Annotated in this window: 26 protein-coding genes; 8 read left to right on the forward strand and 18 right to left on the reverse strand. The window is 32.3% G+C overall.

The window, feature by feature from the left end; all coding sequences use genetic code 11:
• Nucleotides 1–39: 39 nt before the first annotated feature.
• A complete protein-coding gene (locus ASF10_RS19195) occupies nt 40–486 on the reverse strand; it encodes a hypothetical protein (protein ID WP_056252786.1) in 447 nt (148 codons plus the stop codon).
• A gap of 248 nt (nt 487–734) precedes the next feature.
• On the opposite strand from ASF10_RS19195, the gene ASF10_RS19200 reads away from it, so the two are divergent.
• The 7 genes from ASF10_RS19200 to ASF10_RS19230 all read left to right on the forward strand — a co-directional run bounded on the left by ASF10_RS19200 (nt 735) and on the right by ASF10_RS19230 (nt 9,340).
• A complete protein-coding gene (locus tag ASF10_RS19200) occupies nt 735–2,759 on the forward strand; it encodes a sensor histidine kinase (protein WP_056252789.1) in 2,025 nt (674 codons plus the stop codon).
• Nucleotides 2,759–3,502, forward strand: a complete 744-nt coding sequence (locus tag ASF10_RS19205; protein ID WP_198529614.1) for a LytR/AlgR family response regulator transcription factor — start codon at nt 2,759–2,761, stop codon at nt 3,500–3,502. Before ASF10_RS19200 ends, ASF10_RS19205 begins: the two co-directional genes overlap by 1 nt.
• A gap of 131 nt (nt 3,503–3,633) precedes the next feature.
• Nucleotides 3,634–3,963: an import component protein gene (locus tag ASF10_RS19210; RefSeq protein ID WP_056252791.1), complete on the forward strand. Its 330-nt coding sequence runs from the start codon at nt 3,634–3,636 to the stop codon at nt 3,961–3,963.
• A gap of 527 nt (nt 3,964–4,490) precedes the next feature.
• Entirely contained in the window at nt 4,491–4,826 is a 336-nt protein-coding gene (locus ASF10_RS19215; protein WP_241774988.1) for a hypothetical protein, read from the forward strand.
• 101 nt (nt 4,827–4,927) lie between these two features.
• Complete coding sequence (locus ASF10_RS19220) at nt 4,928–6,583, forward strand: peptidase domain-containing ABC transporter (RefSeq protein WP_056252797.1); 1,656 nt, start codon at nt 4,928–4,930, stop codon at nt 6,581–6,583.
• Nucleotides 6,584–6,585: 2 nt separating this feature from the next.
• Nucleotides 6,586–7,941, forward strand: coding sequence for an HlyD family secretion protein (locus ASF10_RS19225; RefSeq protein WP_056252800.1), 1,356 nt, complete (start codon nt 6,586–6,588; stop codon nt 7,939–7,941).
• A 1-nt stretch (nt 7,942) separates the two neighbouring features.
• The gene (locus ASF10_RS19230; RefSeq protein WP_056252803.1) at nt 7,943–9,340 is read left to right on the forward strand and encodes a TolC family protein; all 1,398 of its coding nucleotides are present in this window, start codon (nt 7,943–7,945) and stop codon (nt 9,338–9,340) included.
• A gap of 96 nt (nt 9,341–9,436) precedes the next feature.
• Here ASF10_RS19230 and ASF10_RS24270 read toward each other — a convergent pair whose 3' ends face one another.
• From ASF10_RS24270 to ASF10_RS19305, 17 genes are all read right to left on the reverse strand, one after another.
• Entirely contained in the window at nt 9,437–9,580 is a 144-nt protein-coding gene (locus tag ASF10_RS24270; RefSeq protein WP_157849072.1) for a hypothetical protein, read from the reverse strand.
• A gap of 139 nt (nt 9,581–9,719) precedes the next feature.
• Nucleotides 9,720–10,190 carry a phage holin family protein gene (locus tag ASF10_RS19235; RefSeq protein WP_056252806.1) on the reverse strand — a complete coding sequence of 157 codons (471 nt, stop codon included), beginning with the start codon at nt 10,188–10,190 and terminating at the stop codon, nt 9,720–9,722.
• Nucleotides 10,191–10,206: 16 nt separating this feature from the next.
• The gene (locus ASF10_RS19240; protein ID WP_056252809.1) at nt 10,207–10,671 is read right to left on the reverse strand and encodes a hypothetical protein; all 465 of its coding nucleotides are present in this window, start codon (nt 10,669–10,671) and stop codon (nt 10,207–10,209) included.
• A gap of 129 nt (nt 10,672–10,800) precedes the next feature.
• Nucleotides 10,801–12,624 (reverse strand): phage baseplate protein, encoded by a 1,824-nt coding sequence (locus ASF10_RS19245; RefSeq protein ID WP_056252813.1) that lies wholly within the window; start codon nt 12,622–12,624, stop codon nt 10,801–10,803.
• A 31-nt stretch (nt 12,625–12,655) separates the two neighbouring features.
• Nucleotides 12,656–13,306, reverse strand: a complete 651-nt coding sequence (locus tag ASF10_RS19250; RefSeq protein ID WP_056252815.1) for a hypothetical protein — start codon at nt 13,304–13,306, stop codon at nt 12,656–12,658.
• 17 nt (nt 13,307–13,323) lie between these two features.
• A complete protein-coding gene (locus ASF10_RS19255; protein ID WP_056252817.1) occupies nt 13,324–14,409 on the reverse strand; it encodes a hypothetical protein in 1,086 nt (361 codons plus the stop codon).
• A 148-nt stretch (nt 14,410–14,557) separates the two neighbouring features.
• Nucleotides 14,558–14,860: a hypothetical protein gene (locus ASF10_RS19260; RefSeq protein ID WP_056252820.1), complete on the reverse strand. Its 303-nt coding sequence runs from the start codon at nt 14,858–14,860 to the stop codon at nt 14,558–14,560.
• The gene (locus ASF10_RS19265; RefSeq protein WP_056252824.1) at nt 14,847–15,134 is read right to left on the reverse strand and encodes a hypothetical protein; all 288 of its coding nucleotides are present in this window, start codon (nt 15,132–15,134) and stop codon (nt 14,847–14,849) included. Before ASF10_RS19265 ends, ASF10_RS19260 begins: the two co-directional genes overlap by 14 nt.
• Before the next feature lie 235 nt (nt 15,135–15,369).
• Nucleotides 15,370–15,702, reverse strand: a complete 333-nt coding sequence (locus ASF10_RS19270; protein ID WP_056252827.1) for a hypothetical protein — start codon at nt 15,700–15,702, stop codon at nt 15,370–15,372.
• A 3-nt stretch (nt 15,703–15,705) separates the two neighbouring features.
• Complete coding sequence (locus tag ASF10_RS19275) at nt 15,706–16,173, reverse strand: hypothetical protein (protein ID WP_056252830.1); 468 nt, start codon at nt 16,171–16,173, stop codon at nt 15,706–15,708.
• Between the two features lie 4 nt (nt 16,174–16,177).
• A complete protein-coding gene (locus ASF10_RS19280; RefSeq protein ID WP_056253041.1) occupies nt 16,178–16,660 on the reverse strand; it encodes a M15 family metallopeptidase in 483 nt (160 codons plus the stop codon).
• A gap of 397 nt (nt 16,661–17,057) precedes the next feature.
• Nucleotides 17,058–17,936, reverse strand: a complete 879-nt coding sequence (locus ASF10_RS19285; protein WP_056252834.1) for a hypothetical protein — start codon at nt 17,934–17,936, stop codon at nt 17,058–17,060.
• 34 nt (nt 17,937–17,970) lie between these two features.
• A complete protein-coding gene (locus ASF10_RS19290; protein WP_056252837.1) occupies nt 17,971–18,315 on the reverse strand; it encodes a hypothetical protein in 345 nt (114 codons plus the stop codon).
• A 427-nt stretch (nt 18,316–18,742) separates the two neighbouring features.
• Nucleotides 18,743–19,168 carry a hypothetical protein gene (locus ASF10_RS19295; RefSeq protein ID WP_035684757.1) on the reverse strand — a complete coding sequence of 142 codons (426 nt, stop codon included), beginning with the start codon at nt 19,166–19,168 and terminating at the stop codon, nt 18,743–18,745.
• 141 nt (nt 19,169–19,309) lie between these two features.
• A complete protein-coding gene (locus tag ASF10_RS19300; protein ID WP_056252840.1) occupies nt 19,310–20,641 on the reverse strand; it encodes a DUF2586 domain-containing protein in 1,332 nt (443 codons plus the stop codon).
• A 304-nt stretch (nt 20,642–20,945) separates the two neighbouring features.
• Nucleotides 20,946–21,125 carry a hypothetical protein gene (locus ASF10_RS24185; RefSeq protein WP_131726559.1) on the reverse strand — a complete coding sequence of 60 codons (180 nt, stop codon included), beginning with the start codon at nt 21,123–21,125 and terminating at the stop codon, nt 20,946–20,948.
• Between the two features lie 119 nt (nt 21,126–21,244).
• On the reverse strand, nt 21,245–21,820 hold the full coding sequence (locus ASF10_RS19305) for a hypothetical protein (RefSeq protein WP_056252842.1): 576 nt from the start codon (nt 21,818–21,820) through the stop codon (nt 21,245–21,247).
• Nucleotides 21,821–22,104: 284 nt separating this feature from the next.
• Here ASF10_RS19305 and ASF10_RS19310 point away from each other — a divergent pair, with 284 nt between their 5' ends.
• On the forward strand, nt 22,105–22,905 hold the full coding sequence (locus ASF10_RS19310; RefSeq protein ID WP_056252846.1) for a S24 family peptidase: 801 nt from the start codon (nt 22,105–22,107) through the stop codon (nt 22,903–22,905).
• Nucleotides 22,906–22,945 lie beyond the last annotated feature (40 nt).

The following is a 22,945-nucleotide window of genomic DNA, read 5'->3' on the forward strand; positions in this document are numbered from 1 at the left end:
CTATCCTGGGTAAAATATTTAAGCGCTGTCATACTTAGATTATTCGATTGTTACACCATCGATTATTAATGAAGCGCAGTTTAATGAAAAATAAGTGCTCGAATAATCGCCATTTAACTGATCGCTCAAAGCATCTAATGTTGCAGCCTTAAATTCGTATTTACGCGAAGGTGTTTTTCCGTTAAGATCAACCATCGTCAATTGTCCGTCAATACCATTTTTGTTCCTGGCAAAGGCACGTAATAGATTCACATCTAGTTTTTCAAAATCAATAGACAAATAATAATTTTTTTGAGGACCATCAGCAATAGCAGTAGGTCTGGTAAAAGAAAAAGCAACGGTACGCGCAACTGCTGTTATAGATTTATTGCCCTCTATTAAGGTGATTTCTATTTTTACACGTCTTTCTTCAAGTTGCTGAGCGTGAGTAAATCCGGTTATAAAACAAAAGATAATTAGTAGTAATGAAAGACTTTTCTTATTCATAATAAAATTGATTTTAAATTAATTTATTCAGGCAAGATTACTTCATACCTCAACCAATAACAATTGCGAATTGGTAAATGGTGCGTTTACATTTTTATTTGGTTAATTATGAAATATATTATGAAAAATGGTATTTAAGGTTGTTGTTTAAATGGTTGTAATCAAGTATTTTATGTGGTGATAAACTGGGTAAAAATGTTTGGTAAGTCAGATCACAATTTGTATTTTGCCGACATTTAACTCTATTTATGCGCCAAATTTTCTCCATAGATCACTCAAAACAAAAGAAAACAGGATTATTCATTCTGGTTTTATTTTTAGTCTTATTTACAATAAATAGTCAGGCACAAAGTATTTCTGCCATCGAAAAAATGGCGGGTCAGGGTTACAATAAACGTTTTTATGACACCATCGTTAGTATAAAAATTCAGAAAAAAGCTCTTGCATTAGCTATAAAAAATAACAGTAAAGAAGATGAGATAATTTGTTATGCTTATTTAGCATTGACACAAAGACGTTTGATTAATCTCAAAGAATATATTCATTATGCTGATACGGCATATTATCTTTCGAAAAAAGTAAATAAAATAAGGGCAAACGCTTATGCTGCTTATGCCATGGGATCTTTAAAATCATATATAGAGGATAAACCGCAGGCGTTAAATTATTTATTAGAAGCGTATAAATTATTTTCTAAAGTTAATGCACATGATCAGTGTGCTAAAATAGCCTCAGATATATCGTATCTTTTTTCGCCTGCATCTCCTACAAAAGTCGGGAAATATGCCAGAGAAGCTATGGCGCATGCAAATAAAGCAGGCGATCCAGAAAGTCAGATGTATGCAAGGCTTGCCTTGGGAAGTTACCTGACAGATAATCTGGAAACTGGTACTGAGGCCGATTGGAAAAAAGCTGTTGGTTTTTTTGAAAAAACGGTTTCAATAGCCGAAAAAAATGAGAAAAAAATAGTAAGTAAAAGTAATATTGGAGTTGCCTACATTAATCTGGCAGATCTTTATACAAAAGGACCGCAGCCTCTTAACGAAAAAGAATTTCTTAAAAATCTTGAAAAAGCAACTGTCATTGCAAAAAAATATAATATCAAAATTATTTACCGCAGCGCTATTGGTCTTAAAGGATATTATCTGACTCAAAAAGGAAATTATGCCCAGGCTGAAGTTGTATTTGCAGATGGAATCAAATACCAAAAAAGTTTGCCATATACTGATAATTATCTTCTGGCTACTTTTTACAGTTGTTTAAAAGATGTTTCTGTCAAGCGTAATGATTTTAAAGCTTATTATGCATATGATACGCTTTTTACAAAATACAATCAGTTAAAGTATAAAGAATCAACACAATCGATGTTGCAAAATGCCGATGCCAGATACGAATCATCGCAAAAAGCAGAGCGTATTAAAAAGCTCGAACTTGAAAATGAATTGCAGCAAAAAAATAAATTACTGGGCTATATTATTGCCGGAGTATTATTAATTGGACTGGTTTTTATGTATCGTTCTTATTATTATCGCCAGCGGTATTATCAAAATCGCGAAGATTTTTTAAAACAGGAGCAGGCAAACAGCGAACTTAAAATGCAGCTTATGGAGAAGGAGACAATCGAGAATCTCTCTGCAAGATTATCTCTCGAACGCCGATTGCTGCGATCGCAAATGGACCCGCATTTTATTTTTAATGCTTTGGGAAATATTCAAAGTATGATTTTGCAAAAAGATACCATTCCGGCAGTTTCATATCTTAATAAATTTGCCAGGTTAACACGGCAGGTTTTAGAGCAATCCAGAAAAGAAACAATCTCTCTGGAAGAAGAAATTAATACCTTAAAAAATTATATCGAATTGCAGCAGCTCCGTTTAAATAATGGTTTTGATTATTGTATTGAATGTGATGAAACGGTAGAAAACCATATATCGATACCACCTTTACTGATTCAGCCTTTTATAGAAAATGCCGTAGAACATGGTTTAAAACCAATGGAAAATAATACAAGAGGTTTAATCGAAATTTATTTTAAATATGATGAAACCCGGGAAAGTTTAATTTGTACAATAAAGGACAACGGAATTGGGCTGACGGCATCAAGAAAACTAAAAACGGATAATACACATCAATCACTTTCGACGACTATTACCAATGAAAGACTGAGTAAAATGCAAAAAGAAAATCCGGATGCAGGTTTTCAGGTAAAAGAGCGTGATCCGGAGACAGACGGGCAGGGTTGCATAGTAATTTTAAATATCCCGATACTATAATGATATATAAAACGATAATTATTGAAGACGAAAACAGGCTGAGAGAAGCCTTATCGATTATGCTGGAAATGGTAGCTGGAGATACGATACAAATCATTGGATATGCTGAAAGCGTTGAAGAAGCTAAAAAAATGATAGACAGGCTCAAACCTGATTTGGTTTTTATGGACATTATGCTCAAGGACGGAACCGGATTTGAAGTTTTACAGCAAATTACCTTCAATTCTTTTCATCTTATTTTTACCACAGCTTATGAACAACATGCCGTAAATGCTTTTAAATACAGCGCTGTAGATTATTTGCTAAAACCAATCGATGCGCAGGAACTTAAAACCGCAATCGATCGCATAGCTGTTTTAAAGGCAAGAATGCTGGAAAAAGAACAAATTAGCGAACTGCATACTAATCTTTCTAAAACATCGGACAGGATTGTATTGCCTACACTCGAAGCGATGTATGTGGTTAAATTAGAGCAAATCATCAGGTGTGAAACTTCAGGGTCATATACTACTTTTTTTCTCAAAGATGGTAGGAAAATAATGGTTTCTAAACCTTTAAAAAATTATGAAGACATTTTATTACCGCCTGTATTTTTTAGGGTTCACCAATCGCACCTCATCAATGTAAATGCCATTTTAAGTTATTCGAGGGAAGGAATGATTCATATGAACGATAAATCAGTTGTACCCATTTCCAGAGGCAAAAAAGAACATTTTTTTAAATTAATGAAAGACGAATTGTGATTTTTTACAAGCACATTACAAGATAAGTACTCAAGTGCAACAAATACCAATTTAAAGTCGCTAACGACAAAGTCTATATTGGCGGATTATTTGTTAGTGTATATTTTTGGGGCATATAAATAAAAAGCACCATGAACAACAAAACCTTATCAATCCTGAGCTACATCACCATTATTGGCTGGATTGTAGCCTTCGTAAAAAGCAAAGATGTAACTCCAAAAAGCGATCTTGTAATCTATCATTTAAAACAAGGCTTCGGCATTTTTTTACTTTCATTAATCACAAACATTATCCTTTCTGTAGTAGTATCAATAGTGCCTGCATTATTTTTTCTGTCATATGTGGGATATGCGATTTTAATTTTATGGATTTTCGGAATAATTAATGCTGCAAATGAGCAAAAAAAGCCAATTCCGGTAATTGGAAAAATATTCGAAAATAAGTTTGATTTTGTAAACTAATTTTAGCCTGAAGTTTTTATTTTTTTTGAATAGAATAGCATTCACAATCCGTTTTTTAAACATATAATTTGTGAATATTAAAAACCGGACCTTTTCATTTATTTAACTTGTAAAGAAGGTTTGTGCTTTTATAAAAAATGTTCCGTTTAGTTTTAGATTTTAAAAGAGATCGTTTTTATAAACTGTCTCTTTTTTTTTATAAATAAGTAATTAATTAAAAAAAAGTCTGAATTGAGGCGCTTGATTGTTTTGTAACTTTTTGACATTAAGTGTTTTAATGTAGTGTATTGAAATTCTAATGTTATTCTAATGTAGCAGCGAAAATTTAAATTTAAATTGCGCGCTTGTACATTTTTTAGAGAAGAATCACTTAAAATCATGATGGTTTTCTATAACAAAAAATAGAATTAAACAATCCTTTTTTTCTTTGATTTTATCTAATTATATAACTTTTGATCATGCTGAATAAAATTAAAAATAGTCTTTTTTGTAAATGCCTTCAGGTGTTACTAATTGGCTACTTTCTAATGAGCAGTATTAATATATCAAGTAGTGTTAGCCGAATAATAAATGATAATTCAGAAACGCATTCCGTTAAGGGAATTACCTGCAATTTGCTTAAAAAAATCTTCAAATGCGATGGTATTCCCGAAGAACTGGATGACTATCAAACTAAAGACACTAAAACTGCAAAACTGGCAAAAGGAAGTTTTTTGTTAGATTATTTAATTCCACATCATGCTTCGATAACGCCATTATACTTTTTAATAAGTTCAAAAGGGAAAAACCATATTGGCAACCCTGTTTTTTCGTTTGGATTTTACGGAAAAATACATTTAAGACCACCTCGTACTATTTTATAAATGCTTAATTTTGATAGGAGTAGATAAAATCTATAATCCTTTGTATGGTATTTACCGTATATTAATGTCTAATATTAATCTTGTATTTATACTATAAATTCATGACACCATTAAAACGTTTTTTTAATTTACTTGCGCTTGATAAGCGTGACGTATATCAAATTATATTTTACGCCGCATTTGGCGGTATTGTAAATCTTTCTCTGCCTTTGGGAATTCAGGCGATTATTAATTTTATTCAAAGCGGTCAAGTCAGCGTTTCCTGGGTTGTACTGGTTTTTCTGGTAACTGTGGGTGTTGGTTTTGGCGGTGTTCTGACTATTTTACAACTCCGAATTGTTGAAAACCTGCAGCAGCGAATTTTTGTGCGATCTTCATTTGAATTCGCTTACAGAATGCCTTTAATTAAATTTAAAGAAATGTATTCTGAATATGCGCCTGAAAAAGCCAACCGATTTTTTGATACGCTAATGGTTCAAAAAGGAACTGCAAAACTGCTTTTAGACTTTTGTACTGCTTTTTTGCAAGTAGGTCTGGGGATAATTTTATTGGTTTTATACCATTCCTTTTTTACGGTAATTGGTCTTTTGTTTATCGTTATTTTATATATCATTTTTAAATTTTCGTATAAAGATGGTTTAGAAACAAGTCTTAACGAATCTAAGTTCAAATATAAAGTTGCTGCCTGGATTCAGGAAATTGCACGTAACCGCGAAAGTTTCCGTAGAAAAGGCGGGTTCGAATATGCCTTAAATAGAAATGACGGTTATGCCAGCGAATATGTAAATAATCGTGAAAAGCATTTTCAGGTAATGAAAAAGCAATACATTCAGCTTACTATTTTTAAAGTTATTGTTACGGCTGCTCTTTTGTCGATTGGTGGTTTTCTGGTAATTCACCATCAAATGAACATTGGGCAGTTTGTGGCAGCAGAAATTGTTATTGTATTACTGATCAATTCGGTAGAAAAAATAATCTTTGGGTTAGAATCTTTTTATGATGTTCTGACTTCGGTAGAGAAAATTGGTCAGGTTACAGATATGGAGATTTCTGGTATTCCGCAAACCTCAGCCGTAAGCAATACCGGAATTAATATCGAGACAGAAAGCATTGCTTATAATTATCCTAATCACAATAAAAAGTCACTTAAAAACATCAACCTTAAAATATCTCAGGGAGAGAAAATTATATTAAAAGGAACAAACGGTGCAGGAAAAAGTACGTTGTTGCGTTTACTTTCAGGCTTGCTTGAACCGGAAAGTGGTGACATGTATGTTACTGATAATTATATGAACCGCCTTAACGAAGATACTTACAGAGAACAGGCGGGAACATTTTTGCAGGGTGATACACTTTTTGCGGGTACGATTAGAGAAAATATTCTATTTGGCAATCAAACCATTAATAATGATGATCTAAAATGGGCGCTTGATAATGTATGTCTTACGCCGTATATCAAAACTTTTCCTAACGGACTTGAAAATCAGATTCATCCGGGCGGAAGTGAACTTTCGGCATCAGATATTCAAAAAATTCTGTTGGCGCGAAGTATTGTCCATAAACCTAATATATTATTCCTGGAAGATCCTGTTGATAAAATGGACGAACTGACTTCGAATAAAATAGTTGATTTTTTACTTTCTGAAGAAAATAACTGGACGGTAATTATTACTTCTAAAAATGATATCTGGAAGAATAAATGCGACCGTATGATAACGATTGATGATGGAAAAATTATTAACGACATAAAGCTTTAATCATGCTCAACATATCTAAAGATAATAATATACTTATAACGCCCGGACAATACAAATCTATTACCAGCGTGGCCAGAAGACCACACTATAAAATTTTAAACAGGATTATTGTCGGATTTTTAATATTTGCTTTTGCCTGTCTTTTTCTTCCGTGGACTCAGAATATTTCAGGAAGCGGATCTGTTACGACTTTAAAACCGGACCAAAGACCACAAACGGTTCATAATGCTATTGCAGGAAGAGTCGAAAAATGGTTTGTAAAAGAAGGTGATTATGTAAAAAAAGGCGATACGATTCTTTTTATTTCAGAAACTAAAGAAGATTATCTGGATCCTAATTTGGTAGGAAATACGAAAGATCAGGTCGATGCCAAAAAAATGGCTGTTGAATCGTATGGAGATAAAGTAAGTTCGCTGGATGTTCAGGCAAAATCGCTAAATACTGAAAGGGAATTAAAGCTGCAACAGGCGCAGAATAAAATAAAGCAAGCCCAGCTGAAAATAAAAAGTGACAGTATGGATCTTGAAGCGATTAAAACGCAGTTAAGAATCGCCCAAACACAATTTACCCGTTCGACTGCACTTAACAAAGAAGGTTTAAAACCACTTACAGATGTCGAGCAGAAAAAACTAAAACTGCAGGAATCTGAAGCTTATATCATCACACAGCAAAATAAATTGTTAAGCAGTAAAAATGAGCTTATAAATGCCAGAGTTGAAATTAACCGAATTACGGCTGAATACTCTGAGAAAATTTCGAAATCAAGAAGTGATAAGTTCACCGCTTTAAGTACACAATATGATACGGAAGCCCAGGTTAATAAATTACAGAACCAATATGTAAATTATAGCATGCGAAATGGAATGTATTATATTACAGCACCACAAAGCGGCTACATAAATCGTGCTTTATTGACCGGTCTTGGTGAAACAATAAAAGAAGGAACGCCAATAGTTAGCATAATGCCTGCAGATTATGATATTGCGGTAGAAACTTATGTGGATCCAATCGATCTTCCTCTGGTACATCGTGGTGCAGGAGTTAGGGTTTGGTTTGACGGATGGCCAAGAATTGTATTTTCTGGATGGCCGGGATTGTCGTACGGAACTTTTGGAGGTAAAGTTGTGGCTATCGAGAACTTTATAAGTGCCAACGGAAAGTACAGGGTTCTAATTGCCCCGGATGGTAATAAAGAAGAAAAATGGCCAAAAGAACTGAGCATAGGAGCCGGTGCGCAAAGTATTGCCTTGCTGGAAACCGTATCAGTTTGGTATGAAATATGGCGTAACTTAAATGGTTTTCCGCCTAATTATTACAAGTCTGAAGCGAAAGAAGAAAAAGGAAAGGAGAAAAAATAAGATGAAAAACATAGTAAAATTGTTTTCCTTTTTATTTCTATTTGGATTTTCTACATCTTATAGTCAGGATTTTAATAAAGAGGAATTAAGTTACAGCGAATTTTTGGGATATGTAAAAAAGTATCATCCGCTGGTAAAACAAGCCAATCTTGAAGTAAGCAGCGCTCAGGCAATGCTTATGGCTGCACGTGGCGGATTTGATCCAAAAATTGAAGTAGATTATAATAAAAAAGAGTTTAAAGGAACTGAATATTATTCGTTATTAAACAGCAGTTTTAAGATTCCAACCTGGTATGGTGTCGAAATTAAAGCGGGTTTTGACCAAACGGACGGACAATATTATAACCCACAAAATCGTACTCCTGAAGCAGGATTAACTTCTTTGGGAGTTAACGTTGCCTTAGGTCAGGGAATGTTTATCAACCAGCGAATGGCTGATGTCAGAGAAGGAAAATTGCAGATAAAATTAAGTGACGCGCAGCGAAAACTACGAGCAATCGAAGTTTTGTACAAAGCGAGCGAAGCTTATTTTGAATGGAGAAAAAGTTACAACGAAGCAGAACTTTATAAAAGTTATCTGGGGTTTGCCAGTACGCGTTTTGCAGGTGTAAAAAAGCTGATAGAATATGGAGATTCTCCTGCAATAGATAGCGTCGAAGCCGGAATTACGGTTAGAAACAGGGAACTGAATGTAGAAAACGGAAATCTGAAACTGGCAAAAGCTAAACTTAATCTTTCTAATTATTTATGGATCGAAAGTGTTCCGGTTGAATTGGAAGATAATGTAAAACCGGAACAAAATTTAATTCAGACACTTGAAGAAACGCTAAAAACCTCAGCAATGATGGTAAATTCAGAAACATTGGAAACACATCCTAAAATTCAGGCTCTGGAAACTAAAATGTCTATGCTTGAAATTAACCGACAGTTAAAAGCAAATTCATTGCTGCCAAAGATAAACGTGGGATACAATTATATTTCTGAGCCCTCTTATTTTGATTCTTTTAATGCCGATGATTACAAGTTTAATATTGATTTTAGTATTCCAATTTTTCTAAGAAAGGAACGCGGAGGTTTGAAACTGGCAAAATTGAAAATTCAGGATTTAAAGTTTGATATCGATCAGCAGAGACTGGAGCTTAAAAACAAAATCAAAGCACAGCAAACTGAAATTGCATCACTAAAAAGACAAAAAGCGGTTATAGATAATCTGGTCAAAGATTATATGACGATGCTAAATTCAGAAGAAAAACTATTTTCGTTTGGCGAAAGTTCTATTTTCCTGATCAATTCACGCGAAAATAATCTGGTTAGTGCAAAACTTTCTCAGATTAGTATCGAGAATCAGTTTTATATTTCGAATGCTGAGTTGTATAAAATACTGGCAAATCCGGATTGATTCTAATACTTGGATCTAAATATATAAAAAATAAAAAAGCCTGTAAGATTAATATTTACAGGCTTTTTTTAGCGTTTATGAAATAGAGAATTCGTTTTATAAGGTGTTTAGATTTTGTTTGCTTTTATTTATTTCAATGCTGTTCTTTTCATTTGCCCTCGATGAAATCGATTTTGTTATTGCTTTTTTATCGGATGTTCTGGCACTTGAAACATTGTTTTTGTTATTTAAAGTATTCATAATGAAATTTTTAAATTATTATTCTTCAAATGTAGCGGTTTAAAAACACATTATGTTACAATATTTGGTTTCTTAATTTGTATTATTTTAATTAGTGTATAAAAAACGGGAAGATATTAAAATACCTTCCCGTTTTTTTTTATTTTTCTATATGAAATTTTGGATCTATCGTAATTAAAAGTCTTTTAAAGAGTTGTATTAATCGATCTCTTATCGATTTGAGGATCAGTGTCATTGCGTCGAAATTTTCTACTTCTTTTTTTGTCTTTATTGCAATAATATTGCTGATTATCGAAATTCCGTCACTCACTATTAATAAGTCCATTACTACGGTTACAAACCATTTAAAGTTGTAATTGAGTCCTATACTCATTAATGCCAATGCAGTAGGAATTAACAATACGGCTAATTTGGATACAAATCCCAAAGCCAATTTTTTAAAACTAAAAGCGTTACTTAATACTATGGTTTTGATAATGCCTAAAAAAGTATCAATTACCATCAGGTAAAACAGTACTTTAACAATTTCTATATCCATTTCTAAGTAAATAAAAATTCCGTAAAGCAATAGTTTCATTTCGTTTGAGTATTCTGAAATTTTATGCATCATCGGTTTTTGTAGGTTATTAATCTTCTATTATAGATTTTTGGGCATGATCAAAATCAATTACGCCAAGTAAGTTGGTAAATCTCTTTCCTAAAATCGATAGTGTTTTGTCTCTTTCATTTTCGCCTAAATTATCGCTTATGGTTTCCTGAACAGCGCCAAACTTATTTGTTGAAGATTCCATAATAAAATTATCATTTAGTAATGCTCCGCCTATCATGTTTCCGCTTATGTCAATGGATAAACTAATTTTTCTTAAATAGCCTAAAAATCCTTTCCATTTGATTGCGGCATATATAAAACAAATAGGATAAATGCCTAACGAACAAATTAATGCAAATAAAAAAAGTATCCATTCTATGTAATGTTTTTTCGAAATAAAGCGGGTTGTAAGTAATAAGATTGCTATTGGAAGCATTGTTAGAATTGTTATCAAAAGCCATAACAGTGCTAAAGCTGTAAAAATAAATTTTACAATTTTCATATATATTTTTTTGGGTTTAGTGATTTAGGTAGATAATCTTTTGGGGTTTTAAGCCCCAAAAGATTGTTAGATATTTTTTTTGAATTTTTCAATCCAAAGTCTAGACGTTAATAGTATCGGTTAATTTTTTTATTCATCTTTTATATTAGGGTCTCCTTTTACTTCAATGGCATTTGTAGTATGAGAAGTGGGTTTTCCATCAGCATCTAATACTACTACGTAATAGGTGTAATTTAAATCACTGTTTATGGCTCTATCAGAATAGTATGTTTCAGTCGTTTGATGAATTGGTTCAAATTTATCAGGAAAAGTCTCTTTTCTATAAATCTCATAAACTACCCCAATGTTATTGTTTGTATTTATGGTCCATGAAAGGTCTATTCTATTAACACCTATTAACGCAGCAGTGAAATTATTCGGAGTTGTTGGTTCTACAATTGACTTTGTAGTTTCTTTTACAGTATTGGAAGTTGATATATTTCCGGCTGCGTCTTGTGCAGTAATATAAAAACTGTAATATGTTCCTGTTGATAATCCGTTAACATCATAGGAAAGAACGTTGCCTAACGGAATTGGTAAAGCACCGCTTCTATATAAAATATAATTAGTAACACCTACATTATCGCTTGAAGCCGTCCATTCTAAAGTTATATTTGTAACCCCTATATTTGATACTATTAAATTTGGAGCTGTTGGTGGAATTGTATCGCTGGATCCTCCCGTATATTCTATGAAATGAACAACTCTGTAAGGACTTAGAATATTTATAGCTGTAGCTATGTTTCCGTTATTTACAGCATTTAAATATTTTTTTGTACCTGCATTTTCTACATCTGTAGCATTTACATATCGAGCATCACCTCCACTGTTATCGCTTTCAGAAATAGGTAATGTTATATCTAGTTGAGGAATGTTTTCTTTTGTCAGTGTTTTATTTTTAGCTCCACCATCTCTTGCATTCCAATTATTAAACTCTGATTGACTACTGTCAAAACCAACAGGCATTCTTCCTCTCAAAGGCACATATTCTTCCCAGCCTTCAGGAAACGGCGCCGGCTTGCCCCAAATAGCGATCATTCCTAGGGGGACTACAGCTGTAGCCGTTGTAATTTTACTTTCTAAGACCGTGATACGATCCAGTAAATCTATTACCATGTTGTTTTTAGTAACTTGATTTGAGCTGTCTATTGCTAAGAAAGAGCCAATAGAATTTGATGTATTTAGATTCTCTAAGTATACTTTTCCTCCAATAGAAGTATTTTGCCAATCTGAATTATAATTTAATGTAAGTTTTGTGTTATTGTTTACTAATGCTCTGCCTAAGTTTGATCCCAATCTAAAATCTGTAACTCTTACATTGGCTGTAGGTGTTTCTTTTATATCTAATTTAGACAATTGATAAATGTCTAAATCCAGATCGCCTTTCATTGCCTTTGAGCCATCCAAAGGCAAATAAGTTTGATTAATAGTATCAATATCATCTTGTATCGACTGGATATCTTTTACGATTTTAAAATTTGCCAAATCATAATATTCTATCCTTAATGCGTCGCTATTTTCAGAAATCCCGTTAACATAATCAAATTCACTAATGTATTCTGCTTCATAATCAAAATAAGCAGTTTGAGATATTCCGGTTCCATATACCAGATTTACACCTGTTGTTGTGGTTTTTAGATAACCTGTATAATCACCTTTGGCAATAGGATATAAAATTCCCTGTAATACAAGTAATGCATCAGCATCTTTAGGATCTTTTTCGTATTGATGTATAACAGCCCAGCCTTGCTTATCTGCGGTTGACATGGCTACGATATAATTTTCATTTGTCGTAATGCTTAAATGACTTTTTAAAGCTTCAAATAACTCAGACCTGTATGCGGTTTGAAGTCTTTCTAAAGTTTCTTGCTCGAGAGGAAATCCTCCTGAATGACTAAAATTTACTTGTTTCATTTTTATGTATTTAAATGTCTGTTGTTTTAAACTATTTTATTGGCAGTGGTAATATTATTTTTTCTGATCTATACGCGTAGCTTTCATAACTTTTTCCCGCCAGTTTATAAAAGTTAAGCAGATTGTGGTATTCGATATTTGCTACTTTAATAGCTTCAGTTTGTACAGATCCGTCTTTGCGGGGTTCGACAATTATGGTTTGATTTGCGATTAAGCTTTCCGGAATAAATACTCTGAAATTGGCATAAGCTATTGTGGTATAATCTTCACGATGAGCCAGATAAACAGGTTTGTTGTTTCTGTTTTTATATTCTTCGTATGTAAAAACTTTTAGTTGCGGAATCATTAAAGTACCATTTGGCTCATAATATTCCTTATGCAGATATACATACTGTAAAGTAGGCTTGACCGATTCGTCTATATAAATTAACTCCTCTGATCGTTTTTGCTCTGTACTTAAATTAGGATTATAATTTTTAGTTGGATTATAAGTTTCGTTTAGTACTTTTTCCAGATAAATGACCTGACCTGTATGTTGCATTTTATAAAGAACTTCCTCGTAAATGGTATGAAGCGGAGTCAGTAAAACATCGAGCCAGTCAAAATGTGTTTTTTTTCTAAGAATAGGAGGGATGAGCCATAACAACAGCTTTTCCCATTTTAAAACGGTGTATTTATTCATTGTATATATATATTAGACTATTGTTTATCTCGGTAGAAAGTATAAGGAATGTAGTTTACCTCAACCTGAAGTTTATCCATATCAAAATATCCTGCGTTTGGAATAAAATATTCAATATTGGTTACGTCTTTAAGATTTTCAGGCTCGTCGCTAGGATTTGTTGCCCAGGCAGTTTCAACCTTTTTCAGTATCGGAATTTTAACTCCCGCTGCTTTCTGAACCGCATCAACCAGATATGTTTTTACAAAAGCACCATTAAACTCAATGTTTTTTAAATGATCTTTTGCTGCATCCAATACCGGAAATACTTCACTTTCTAATATTAATGAACCGTTTCTTGTATCTAATGGTTCTTCTGATAAAGCTAATTCGTAAGCGGCTAATTTGATTTGTTCTTCATCACTTAAATCCCTGCTTAAACTTTTGAGCTGATAATATTCAATATCTTTTGGATTGATATAAATAGTCAGGGGATCGATATAAACATTCAAACTTAATTTAAGATTATCACCCTGATCAGATGTAATAAAAACCTGATTTCCTGCATCTTTAATTTTTGCGATGTATTCCTTAAATGCAAAAAGTTCATTTGGCACATCGATTCTCGAGATTTTGTCTTCTTTTAAAGTTGCTACTTTTATAAAAACAACCCCAACTTTATTGTGGAAATAATCAGAGAAAATTTCTTTTATATCGGTATTGGGCCTAAGCACTGTTTCTAAGTCAATTTCGCTTACAGCACAATGTTTTATTATTTTTGCCTGTTCAATTTCGTCTTCAGAGAGCGCTGTAGTATCAAATTGATACGAACCGTCTTTCCAGACAAGCGACATTCCGTTACTCGAATCCGGATCTAAAGGCATTCCGTAATGAAAATTTAAAGCCTGTTCGCGATACCAGTTTAAGGTATGAGGCCTGGAAATCAAAGCATTTTTTTCTACTACTTTTTCGTGAACCCAAATCGCAGTTGCGACGATATTAATCCAAAGTTTCCAAATCGCAGTTTTTGAGTTTGATAAGGAATCTGTCAAGCCGTTTAGAGAGGATTGTTTTCCTTTCTCAATCAGAATTTCATTCTGTATTTCAGCAATTGTACGTGCCATATTTTAATTTTTTAATATAGATTAGCCTGTAAGATATGTGTAATATGCTTATAGATAATTGTTTATGTTTTTTTGTAAATACTACAGAGATGTAGTTTAGGTTTTAAGAAATTTCTAAAAAGGAGAAATTTAAAGGAGAAATTATTTATTAATAAATGATAAAATCATCTTCAATAATCATGTAATCAATTCCCGAGAAGTTATCCAGTAAATATTGCTCTTCTTCTGAAATAGCCGTTGCGGGTTTTAGGTTTCTCGAATTATAATATTCGACAATATCCTTTTTAAAGGCTTCTCTGCCTATTTTTAAATCTTCGTAAACAGAAATGTCATCTGTAATATTAAATTGATCATTATCTTCTAAAAGGTCGAATACTTTTTCGATACTTCCGTATTCTTGCAAAGAGATGTCAAAAATGTTTTGGTTTTCTTGTGGTTTAATAGTTCCCATCGATTTTAATGTTTTGTAAATCGTTGACATCTAATGTTTTTACATAAAAGTTGTCATACGATAATTGTTTATCTATTTCGTTTTCTAGTCTAAGCCTGGAGGTTGCGTCCGGACTGTTAATGTATTTTTTTATTCCTACTCCCAGAATAGGAAACTCTTTATAACTTCCTTTCTGGCTTAACAATAGATGTTCTATATTTTGCTGATCTGCCTCTTTAATGGCGAAATCTCCATTTGTAATTAACAAGTCTTCATCTATGATAAAATCTTTCATATGTCGTTATTATTTGTTGTTTTTATTAATTAATATCTCCTTTGAATTTGCGCGCCATACCCAAAAGATGATGTTTTATTTGATACTGTAAAAATACGCCATGATTTGCCTTTAACCAAGATTTTAAGCATTAGGAATCAGTAGTTTCAGTAAGTTAAATATTGTTATAACTATATTGAATTTCAGTTTTTTAACTCCGGTTTTTGTTTTGTTTTTTCAACATGGAAACCAGATATTAAACGCCCGGAATAATCAGGTCAATAATCACTTTAAAAATTATTTTTATGATATTATTTTTTAAAGTATTCAGTTTTATTTTTGAAATTCCGGTAGATTGAAGCGCTTGTAATGCTACTAAATCAAGTTGACTTTTTAACAGCCATTCTAATTCTTCTTCGGTCAGATTTCCGGAAGCGAAAAGAATCGTCCAGCGTTCCAGTTTTTCCTTGGATGTTTCTAAAAACGTATTGAGATCTTTTTCTAATTCAGCTTTGTTGTCTTTATAACTTTTTGTTATAATAGTTTTCAATTTGCTTTTTAGCTCTTCTATAAGTTGCTCGTTATTCATAGTTTAGGTATTGCTGTTTATTAAATCTAAAAGGGCATCTTTTGACTCTTTGTCTTTTTTGATTTCATATTGAATCAGCAAATCCAAAGCATCTAAAACTTGTTTTTTTGATTCTTCTAAAAAAAGCGGGGATAAAAAACCTTTCATTTCCCAGCGTTTGAAAAATCCAGCGAAAAGATTTTTTTCCTTATCGGTTAGAATTTTCCACATCTCAGAAGAGATTTCGTTATTCGGCTTATTTTTTTCATATTCGACCAATTTTTCGATGTTAAGTTGCAAAATTTCAACTTCTTCTTTATGAGTATTATAAGGTGTGTTGGCTTTATTCATTAATTTAGAAGCTTCTACTTTTATCTCAGTTGTTTTTTGATATGAATAAGGATCAAATAACGCCGTTCTGGTTGAGGTGCAAGAGCTAATTACCAGAGAAATGGCAATTAAAAAAGTGAGTTTTAGTTTTAAATATTTCATCTGATTATTTGTATAAGATTACATAGTTTTTTTTGTCGCGTTTTAGCTTGCTTAGCACTTTCCAGTCGCTGTATCCTTTTTTGTCAAAATGCGGAAGATCCTTAAAAGTTTTCCAGTCGCCACCCCAGTTCCAATTATATTTAGCAAAAATTTTGACACATTCCTGCCAATCCGAGATTTGATCATTATCCCAGTCTTTTGCTGTATCCCAAGAAGCCACTTTGCCATCTATAATTAAACAAATGTCTACCGCAAATCCATAATTATGAATGGATTGTCCGCCTTTTGCATTTGTGACTTTTTTTCCGGGTTTTGTTCTTCCAAAAGCATAAAGATCTTCTTGCTCCTGAAAAGAACGAAGTCCTTGCGTAATGCGAACTTTTGCTTTTCCTGTTAAGGCAAGATCGCATTCCTCGATGATTTTAGTAACTTCTTCCCTAACCGAAGGATGAAGCAAATCAATGTGTTTTTTTGTTGTTTGATCCATATTTATATGTATTAATGATTTTAAATTTTGAGAATAAAAAGCTTTTCTGATTGTTTGAAGACAATCTGGATTTTTAGTATTCGGTAAGATTATTTGTGTTTTGAAATTTATTTGTGATAAAAAAAATCTCTTAAAAAAATTCTGTAAATGTTCCTTTTTAAAATTTGATTTTAATGGAATAAGTGCTTTTAATAATAGTATAAAAATACGCAAAAATAATGCGTTTTAAAAGCTTTATCATGTTGTAAGTCAGTAGTTTCAGTGGGTAATATTGTGGTGTTTTTGGTTTTGTTTTCTGGTTTAAAATGAAGATAAATTATAAAAAAAATCCGCCTTTCAGATTTGAAAAACGGAATTTTAATAGGGATTATTTAAACTTTCCTTTCATAAACTTAATTTAATGTGGACCATCTAATGCCATCCCTGGTTGAAATATAACTTCAGTTCCTTTATTATTAAATAATTGAGTTCCTCCAGATTCCCGATACTTAATCTGGTAACCTCCTAAAATTTTTAAGTCATTAAATTTTTTTAGTATATTTTCCCAACCTTTTTCATCATGTCCTGATGCATAATCCAAATATTTAATAAAACTACCCATTTGGCCTTCATAATAACTTTTACTTGTCATTTTAAAAGTAGGATGCTGAAATTGTTTTAAATAAACTTTAGCATGTGCAGAATACGTATATGTTTTTACTTGTAATTCTTTTTGATGGTTATGTTCGTGAATAATAGTACTTTGTAAATTGTATTTATCATTAAAGTCAGGATCTATCCCACCTTTTGAAGTTGGATGAAACCATATTTTATTTTTGCTGTCTGTGTAAGCCAGACTTTTATCATTCCTATCATAATTGGCTCCAATGTTTTTGACATTTACTTGTTTACCATAGTAACCAGCTATGTTTGCTACTATTTGTCTATTAGTGTTATTCCAGCTAAAAGTACTTCCTGAAATATATAAATCTGATAATAAAACTTTTTTTCTGCCAGATAAAACTACCGTAATATAACGTGATTTATTAATTTCAACTTTGGTAATATTTCCATCTTCGTCTACATAAAAAAGATCATTTTTATAAGATTTTTTAGATACTTTTTTCTGAGGTTTTCTTTTTACTGAATTATTCATTTTTACAAACTTCTCCATCTCACCAGCATTTTTATCATCTTCGATCTGCTGACGCCAAATACCAAGCATAATTCGTCTAAAACGGGCCATTTCAGAAGCACTGGTATTTTCAAGTTCTATAATATGTTTTCTGGTACTCATTAGGATAGTTTTTACTGGAGAGAAAAAGGTGTTTTTATAGTATTTCTACTTTAACAGGTTTTGGCTGGATATGATCTGAGAATGCTGTGGTAATATTGAGGCGTAAATCGTCTTCTTGCTCAATTTTGCCATCACCTCCCAAATAGCAATTTTTAAATAATACTTCGAGTGCTTTAAATTCATCCATTTTTGAAGCTTGCAATACGGCAGAACGAATGGCGATATCCGGTTTTTTGAAATAGGCAAACAAAGTCGTTTCGTCATCATCTGCAATGCTAAGTTTGACTACTTTTTTATGTTTGTATTTCCATTGGTTTAATTGTGCCTGAGTAATGTTTCCGTCAAGAATATCTATTGATTTTGAGTTTTTTATTTCCATTTTAGACTTAATTTTTGGTTGTATGATTGAGTAAATTGATGTCTGATTTAGTGATGTCTTTTGTTTTTAAATTATTTATTAAAAACAATGGCGATAGATAATAGTGCCGGACACAAATAAAATGTCATTTCGGTTTTAATAACTGATTGACTTTTATTTAAAGAAATTGGATTTTGTGTAAGTGTATTTTAAAAAAAAGAGGCTGCCTGAGTTATTTTTTTTGAGTTAAATAATCTCAAAACAGCCTCTTGAAGTAGGTTCCTGCCTAAAAACGGACTAATAAAGAGCTTGTAAAATAAGTTTGCTGGCAATAATCATGTTCTTTGAACTCCTTTTTTGCATAACGCATGTAATATTGGGTTTCTCTTTTAAGTCGGCTTTTAAGACAGGGAAAGGGGCATTATAATTTTAGGAATTTATCGGCTGATTAATTCCATTCAACGTGAGAACAGATCAAGTCAAAAGAAACCGCAATTTTAGTATCTCCCTGGCTAATTCCTCTGCTGTTTGAGTTGAATTCGCAGTTTCTAACCGTATGTGTAATTACTTCGTTGCTGTCGTCTAAATAACTAACAATGATGCTAAACGGATTGATATCCTGCAATCTTTGTCCTTTTGGTAAAGCTGCTAAAATTGCTTCAACCTCATAGTTGTATAAAGTAATCGAAGCTTTTGCTTCATATTTTCCTCTACCTCTGTGTACCGGCATATCTCCCGCACCGTAATGGTTTTCTTTAGATACTGAGTCACTATAGTTTACAGCTGTAATTCCGGTAACGATGTTACCTGCAATACTTACTTCGATAGATGACCAGCTGTGTTGTTGTCCGTTAATTAATGGTAATTTATTCATATGTATCTTGATTTGTTTTTTATTATCCTGATAACGTTCAGGAACTATCACTTTTATTTAATTGTGTTTACAGCAATTGAATTATGGCGATATTATTGGTGAATTTTTATTGTTTTTTTGAATTATAAGAGATTAAATAAATTATGCTTTGTCGATCCCAAAAGGATTTTTGAATCCTAAATCAACAGTAATTTTACGGGCAGTTCCAATTGGTGTGATTTCTGCTTTAACTTTTAATTCTGATGTTGCCAAAATATTTTGTTTTGGATCTACATAAACATCAAAAGCCGAAACTTCCTGATTGGCAACCATTCCTTCTAAAGCGCTACGGCATAATCCTTCAAAACTTTTAGAAACAGATTGAGGCAATTTACCATCAATATCTACTAAAACCGGAGAAGCTAATTTTGGCAACAAAGCAGTACGCAATAAACGAGTTGCTTTATTAATTGTACGGTTGTTTTCTACATAAGCAAAGTCAGATGTTCCTGTAGTACAAGTGTGGCTGTCGTTAAAATAAACGCCTGCTAAACCAGTATGTGTTTTTGTAAAAATGTATCTGTTGTCGTTTAATTCGCTTAAAGTTCCAAGAGTTTTAATTTCTTGTCCGCCTACAAAACCTGCTTTTGCAAAACCTTCGCCAGTAAGATTGAATTTTTCAATCCAGGCAATATTTTCAGACACTTTTGCTCTTGATACAGCTCCTAATGCCAAACCAACTGCAGCAGTATTTTTATATGAATCTTTGAAAATGAATTCAAGATTCTCTCTATCGATATTATTACTGCCATCGATTTTCTGTACCTTGTAAAGATTAGAAGAATTTTCTATAGGAACTAATTTCTCGTTATATGCTAAGGTATAAAGTTTATCATCCTTTGCTGTCATACCTTTCATAAACAATTTTTGTTCAAATGCTTTTTCAACATCCATAGCCACTACTACTGATACGTTTTCTGCGTTTAATTGCGCTAAACTTGTAGCAGAGTCAGCATCAAATCCTTTTCCTTCCAGAATTACTTCAAAAGGCATATAGTCTGTATAAGCAAGTCCTGCTTGTGTTTGTGCTGTTGTAACTGCAACAAGTGTTTGATCAAAAGTGGTTGCTCCGGAATAAATAATTGCTATCTGGCGAATGTTTCCATTCGCTTTTTCCTGCATATCCATCGCTTTTGCAACGATATCTGTGTATGAAGCTCCTGTTGTTGCCATAACATACAAATCGCCTGAAGGATTCATTCTGAAAAATTGTTGAATCTGGTAGTAAGCAGATTGTCCATTTACATCATAATCAGCTGTAATACCTAATGCTTCGGCATCTTCTACTGAAACCAAACGTTCGATTTTGTTTAATGCTAATTTTGTGGTTGCAACTCCGTCAAAAAGTAATCCTGAAACCATATCCTGTTCCGGAGTTCTTCTTCCTAATCCGCCAGATAGTTTGTTAATCACTACATCGTTTAATGTACTCATAATATAAATTGTTTTAATTGTTTAATATTTGTTTTTGTTTTTTGCTTAAAAAAGAGCAAAAGAAGGACTGTAATAAGTTGCTGAACTTATTATTATCAATGATTTAATTTTAAAAAAAAGGTATTCGTAATTTGGAATCCAAAAAGTAGATTGGTGTTTTTGGACGGTTTATAAAAACTGGTTTTTCAATTGAATTTTGCTCTTGGCCAAGAGATAAATTTGCTTTTGATATCGAGTACAAATTTAAGGTTCAAGTTTGCTTTTTCCAATTTTTTTGATGGTCAAAACCAGTAGTTTCAGCGATTTAAGCTCTGGCTTCTGTAGACAAGCCTTCGTTTATAATCGTATAAATAGTGCGTTCTGTAAGGAACAAAGTATCCGAAAGTTCAGATACTACAACTTTCATTTGTTTAGCTTGATTTCTATTTAGGTAGTTGATCACATAATCTCTCCTTTTGTCTAATAGTGTTCTGCTTCTTTTCATTTTTGGGGTTTTAATAGGTACGGATTAATTTGCTTTTGGTTTGTATGCTTTGGGTTTTATTTCATTTATTTCTTTCTAAAAACGTGCTGTTATCAAGTGGTATTAACAGCCAGTTCTGATTATTTGATACTATTTAAATCTATATCTCCTTCGACCTGATTTGGGTTTATTTCGATTATGTCAGAAGTTAAGTTATATCCTAATTCTTCTAAAGCTTCATTACTTAAACCGTTGTTAAAAAGAATATATTTCTTTTTTAATATATTTTCTATCAACGTTGTTTTATAAGTGATCTCCCAAATAAAATGGTCATTTTTATTCCAGTATACTTCTTCATTATTGTATTGCTTTTCTTTTACTTTAAAAGTCGAATTGGTGTCTATAAAAGTATTATTGCTCGTTGTAGACAAGACGGCTTTGTCTAAATGATAGGCAATTTCGAATACCTCTTCGTAACTTGTTGATGAAGCAGAACCAATAGGTAATACGATGTATAAACAAAAAGAGACATCTGCTTTGTAGTTTTTCTCAGAAGATGTTTCCCAGGAAATAGTATCATATTTAAACATTACTAAAGGCGCTTCAATAGCAGTTTTAAAAACAGCATCACTGTAAAGTTGTACTGCTGGCGCAATGCTGGAAAACTCAGTTTGTATTGCGCTCTTTTTCTCGTTATAAAATTCTTTTAAAATCATATGATGGATTATTTTTTTACAAATATACAACATATGTTTTAAAATATACAACATATTGCGCTAAAAAATGCAATAGTTTCAGTAATATGATTTGCTTATTTATGTCATATGTTCTAGTAATACAATAAGAAAGAGGTTACAATTGTATTGAAAATCAGTTGTTTTATGAAAAAAATGTAAAAGAATGCGGTTATTTGTATAATATTTTTTAGTTTTGCAACATATAGTGGAATGTTTACTGTTGGTTAAAACATATTACACAAAAAATCAAATGCAATTAAAACATGGAAATACATACTAAGATAAAACGTATTATAGACGAGATGAAGTTAAACAATAACTCATTTGCGAAATTAATAGGAGTAACCAGTACTACAATTGATAGTATCACGATTGGAAGATTGCAAGCAGACGGAGACAGAAAAAGAACAAAACCCGGTTTTGATTTACTGCAAAGTATTATTGACCATTGCAATGTTAATCCGGATTATTTTTTTGGAGACAGTAAAGAAATCTTTACCAATAAAACGAGTACTGAAGTTGGTTTAAATCTTCCAAAGATTATAACTGTTAATGAAGACGGAGAAGAGAATATTAATTTTGTTGGAGTAAAGGCGAGAGCAGGTTATTTAGACGGTTACGCTGATCCGGAATATATGGAAAAACTTCCCTCGTTTAGTATGCCAATGCTAAAAAACGGAACTTACAGATGTTTTGAAATTAAAGGAAACTCAATGTCTACAACAATACATGACGGCGATTATCTTTTTGGGAAATATGTAGATAATTTTGATGATATTCTGGACGGAAGAATTTATGTTATCATTAGTAAGAATGATGGAGTTGTCGTAAAAAGGGTTTTAAACAGAATCAGGGAAAGCGGAAAATTAATTTTGAAATCTGACAACAGAGACGGAAATTACCCAATGTATTCTATTTATGCCGAGGATATTCTGGAAGTTTGGTACGCAAGTATGTATGCTTCTAAACAAATGCCGGATCCTATTAATATTTATGAAAAGATTCACGATCTCGAAAGTAAATTCTATGAAATGGAAGAGAGTTTGAGAAAGAAACTCAATTAAACTAAAAAAAGAGAAAATTTCAGTTAATCTGAAATTTTCT

It is taken from the genome of Flavobacterium sp. Leaf82, from assembly GCF_001422725.1.
Taxonomy (GTDB): domain Bacteria; phylum Bacteroidota; class Bacteroidia; order Flavobacteriales; family Flavobacteriaceae; genus Flavobacterium.

What these genes read in the sequence shown, in the direction of transcription:
- ASF10_RS19200 (WP_056252789.1), top strand. Translation starts at nt 735, where the DNA reads ATGCGCCAAATTTTCTCCATAGATCACTCAAAACAAAAGAAAACAGGA.
- ASF10_RS19205 (WP_198529614.1), top strand. Translation starts at nt 2,759, where the DNA reads ATGATATATAAAACGATAATTATTGAAGACGAAAACAGGCTGAGAGAA.
- ASF10_RS19275 (WP_056252830.1), bottom strand. Translation starts at nt 16,173, where the DNA reads ATGAAATATTTAAAACTAAAACTCACTTTTTTAATTGCCATTTCTCTG.
- ASF10_RS19285 (WP_056252834.1), bottom strand. Translation starts at nt 17,936, where the DNA reads ATGAGTACCAGAAAACATATTATAGAACTTGAAAATACCAGTGCTTCT.
- ASF10_RS19295 (WP_035684757.1), bottom strand. Translation starts at nt 19,168, where the DNA reads ATGAATAAATTACCATTAATTAACGGACAACAACACAGCTGGTCATCT.
- ASF10_RS19215 (WP_241774988.1), top strand. Translation starts at nt 4,491, where the DNA reads ATGAGCAGTATTAATATATCAAGTAGTGTTAGCCGAATAATAAATGAT.
- ASF10_RS19305 (WP_056252842.1), bottom strand. Translation starts at nt 21,820, where the DNA reads ATGATTTTAAAAGAATTTTATAACGAGAAAAAGAGCGCAATACAAACT.
- ASF10_RS19240 (WP_056252809.1), bottom strand. Translation starts at nt 10,671, where the DNA reads ATGAAAATTGTAAAATTTATTTTTACAGCTTTAGCACTGTTATGGCTT.
- ASF10_RS19230 (WP_056252803.1), top strand. Translation starts at nt 7,943, where the DNA reads ATGAAAAACATAGTAAAATTGTTTTCCTTTTTATTTCTATTTGGATTT.
- ASF10_RS19220 (WP_056252797.1), top strand. Translation starts at nt 4,928, where the DNA reads ATGACACCATTAAAACGTTTTTTTAATTTACTTGCGCTTGATAAGCGT.
- ASF10_RS19290 (WP_056252837.1), bottom strand. Translation starts at nt 18,315, where the DNA reads ATGGAAATAAAAAACTCAAAATCAATAGATATTCTTGACGGAAACATT.
- ASF10_RS19310 (WP_056252846.1), top strand. Translation starts at nt 22,105, where the DNA reads ATGGAAATACATACTAAGATAAAACGTATTATAGACGAGATGAAGTTA.
- ASF10_RS24185 (WP_131726559.1), bottom strand. Translation starts at nt 21,125, where the DNA reads ATGAAAAGAAGCAGAACACTATTAGACAAAAGGAGAGATTATGTGATC.
- ASF10_RS19250 (WP_056252815.1), bottom strand. Translation starts at nt 13,306, where the DNA reads ATGAATAAATACACCGTTTTAAAATGGGAAAAGCTGTTGTTATGGCTC.
- ASF10_RS19225 (WP_056252800.1), top strand. Translation starts at nt 6,586, where the DNA reads ATGCTCAACATATCTAAAGATAATAATATACTTATAACGCCCGGACAA.
- ASF10_RS24270 (WP_157849072.1), bottom strand. Translation starts at nt 9,580, where the DNA reads ATGAATACTTTAAATAACAAAAACAATGTTTCAAGTGCCAGAACATCC.
- ASF10_RS19235 (WP_056252806.1), bottom strand. Translation starts at nt 10,190, where the DNA reads ATGATGCATAAAATTTCAGAATACTCAAACGAAATGAAACTATTGCTT.
- ASF10_RS19280 (WP_056253041.1), bottom strand. Translation starts at nt 16,660, where the DNA reads ATGGATCAAACAACAAAAAAACACATTGATTTGCTTCATCCTTCGGTT.
- ASF10_RS19195 (WP_056252786.1), bottom strand. Translation starts at nt 486, where the DNA reads ATGAATAAGAAAAGTCTTTCATTACTACTAATTATCTTTTGTTTTATA.
- ASF10_RS19260 (WP_056252820.1), bottom strand. Translation starts at nt 14,860, where the DNA reads ATGGGAACTATTAAACCACAAGAAAACCAAAACATTTTTGACATCTCT.
- ASF10_RS19245 (WP_056252813.1), bottom strand. Translation starts at nt 12,624, where the DNA reads ATGAAACAAGTAAATTTTAGTCATTCAGGAGGATTTCCTCTCGAGCAA.
- ASF10_RS19270 (WP_056252827.1), bottom strand. Translation starts at nt 15,702, where the DNA reads ATGAATAACGAGCAACTTATAGAAGAGCTAAAAAGCAAATTGAAAACT.
- ASF10_RS19265 (WP_056252824.1), bottom strand. Translation starts at nt 15,134, where the DNA reads ATGAAAGATTTTATCATAGATGAAGACTTGTTAATTACAAATGGAGAT.
- ASF10_RS19300 (WP_056252840.1), bottom strand. Translation starts at nt 20,641, where the DNA reads ATGAGTACATTAAACGATGTAGTGATTAACAAACTATCTGGCGGATTA.
- ASF10_RS19210 (WP_056252791.1), top strand. Translation starts at nt 3,634, where the DNA reads ATGAACAACAAAACCTTATCAATCCTGAGCTACATCACCATTATTGGC.
- ASF10_RS19255 (WP_056252817.1), bottom strand. Translation starts at nt 14,409, where the DNA reads ATGGCACGTACAATTGCTGAAATACAGAATGAAATTCTGATTGAGAAA.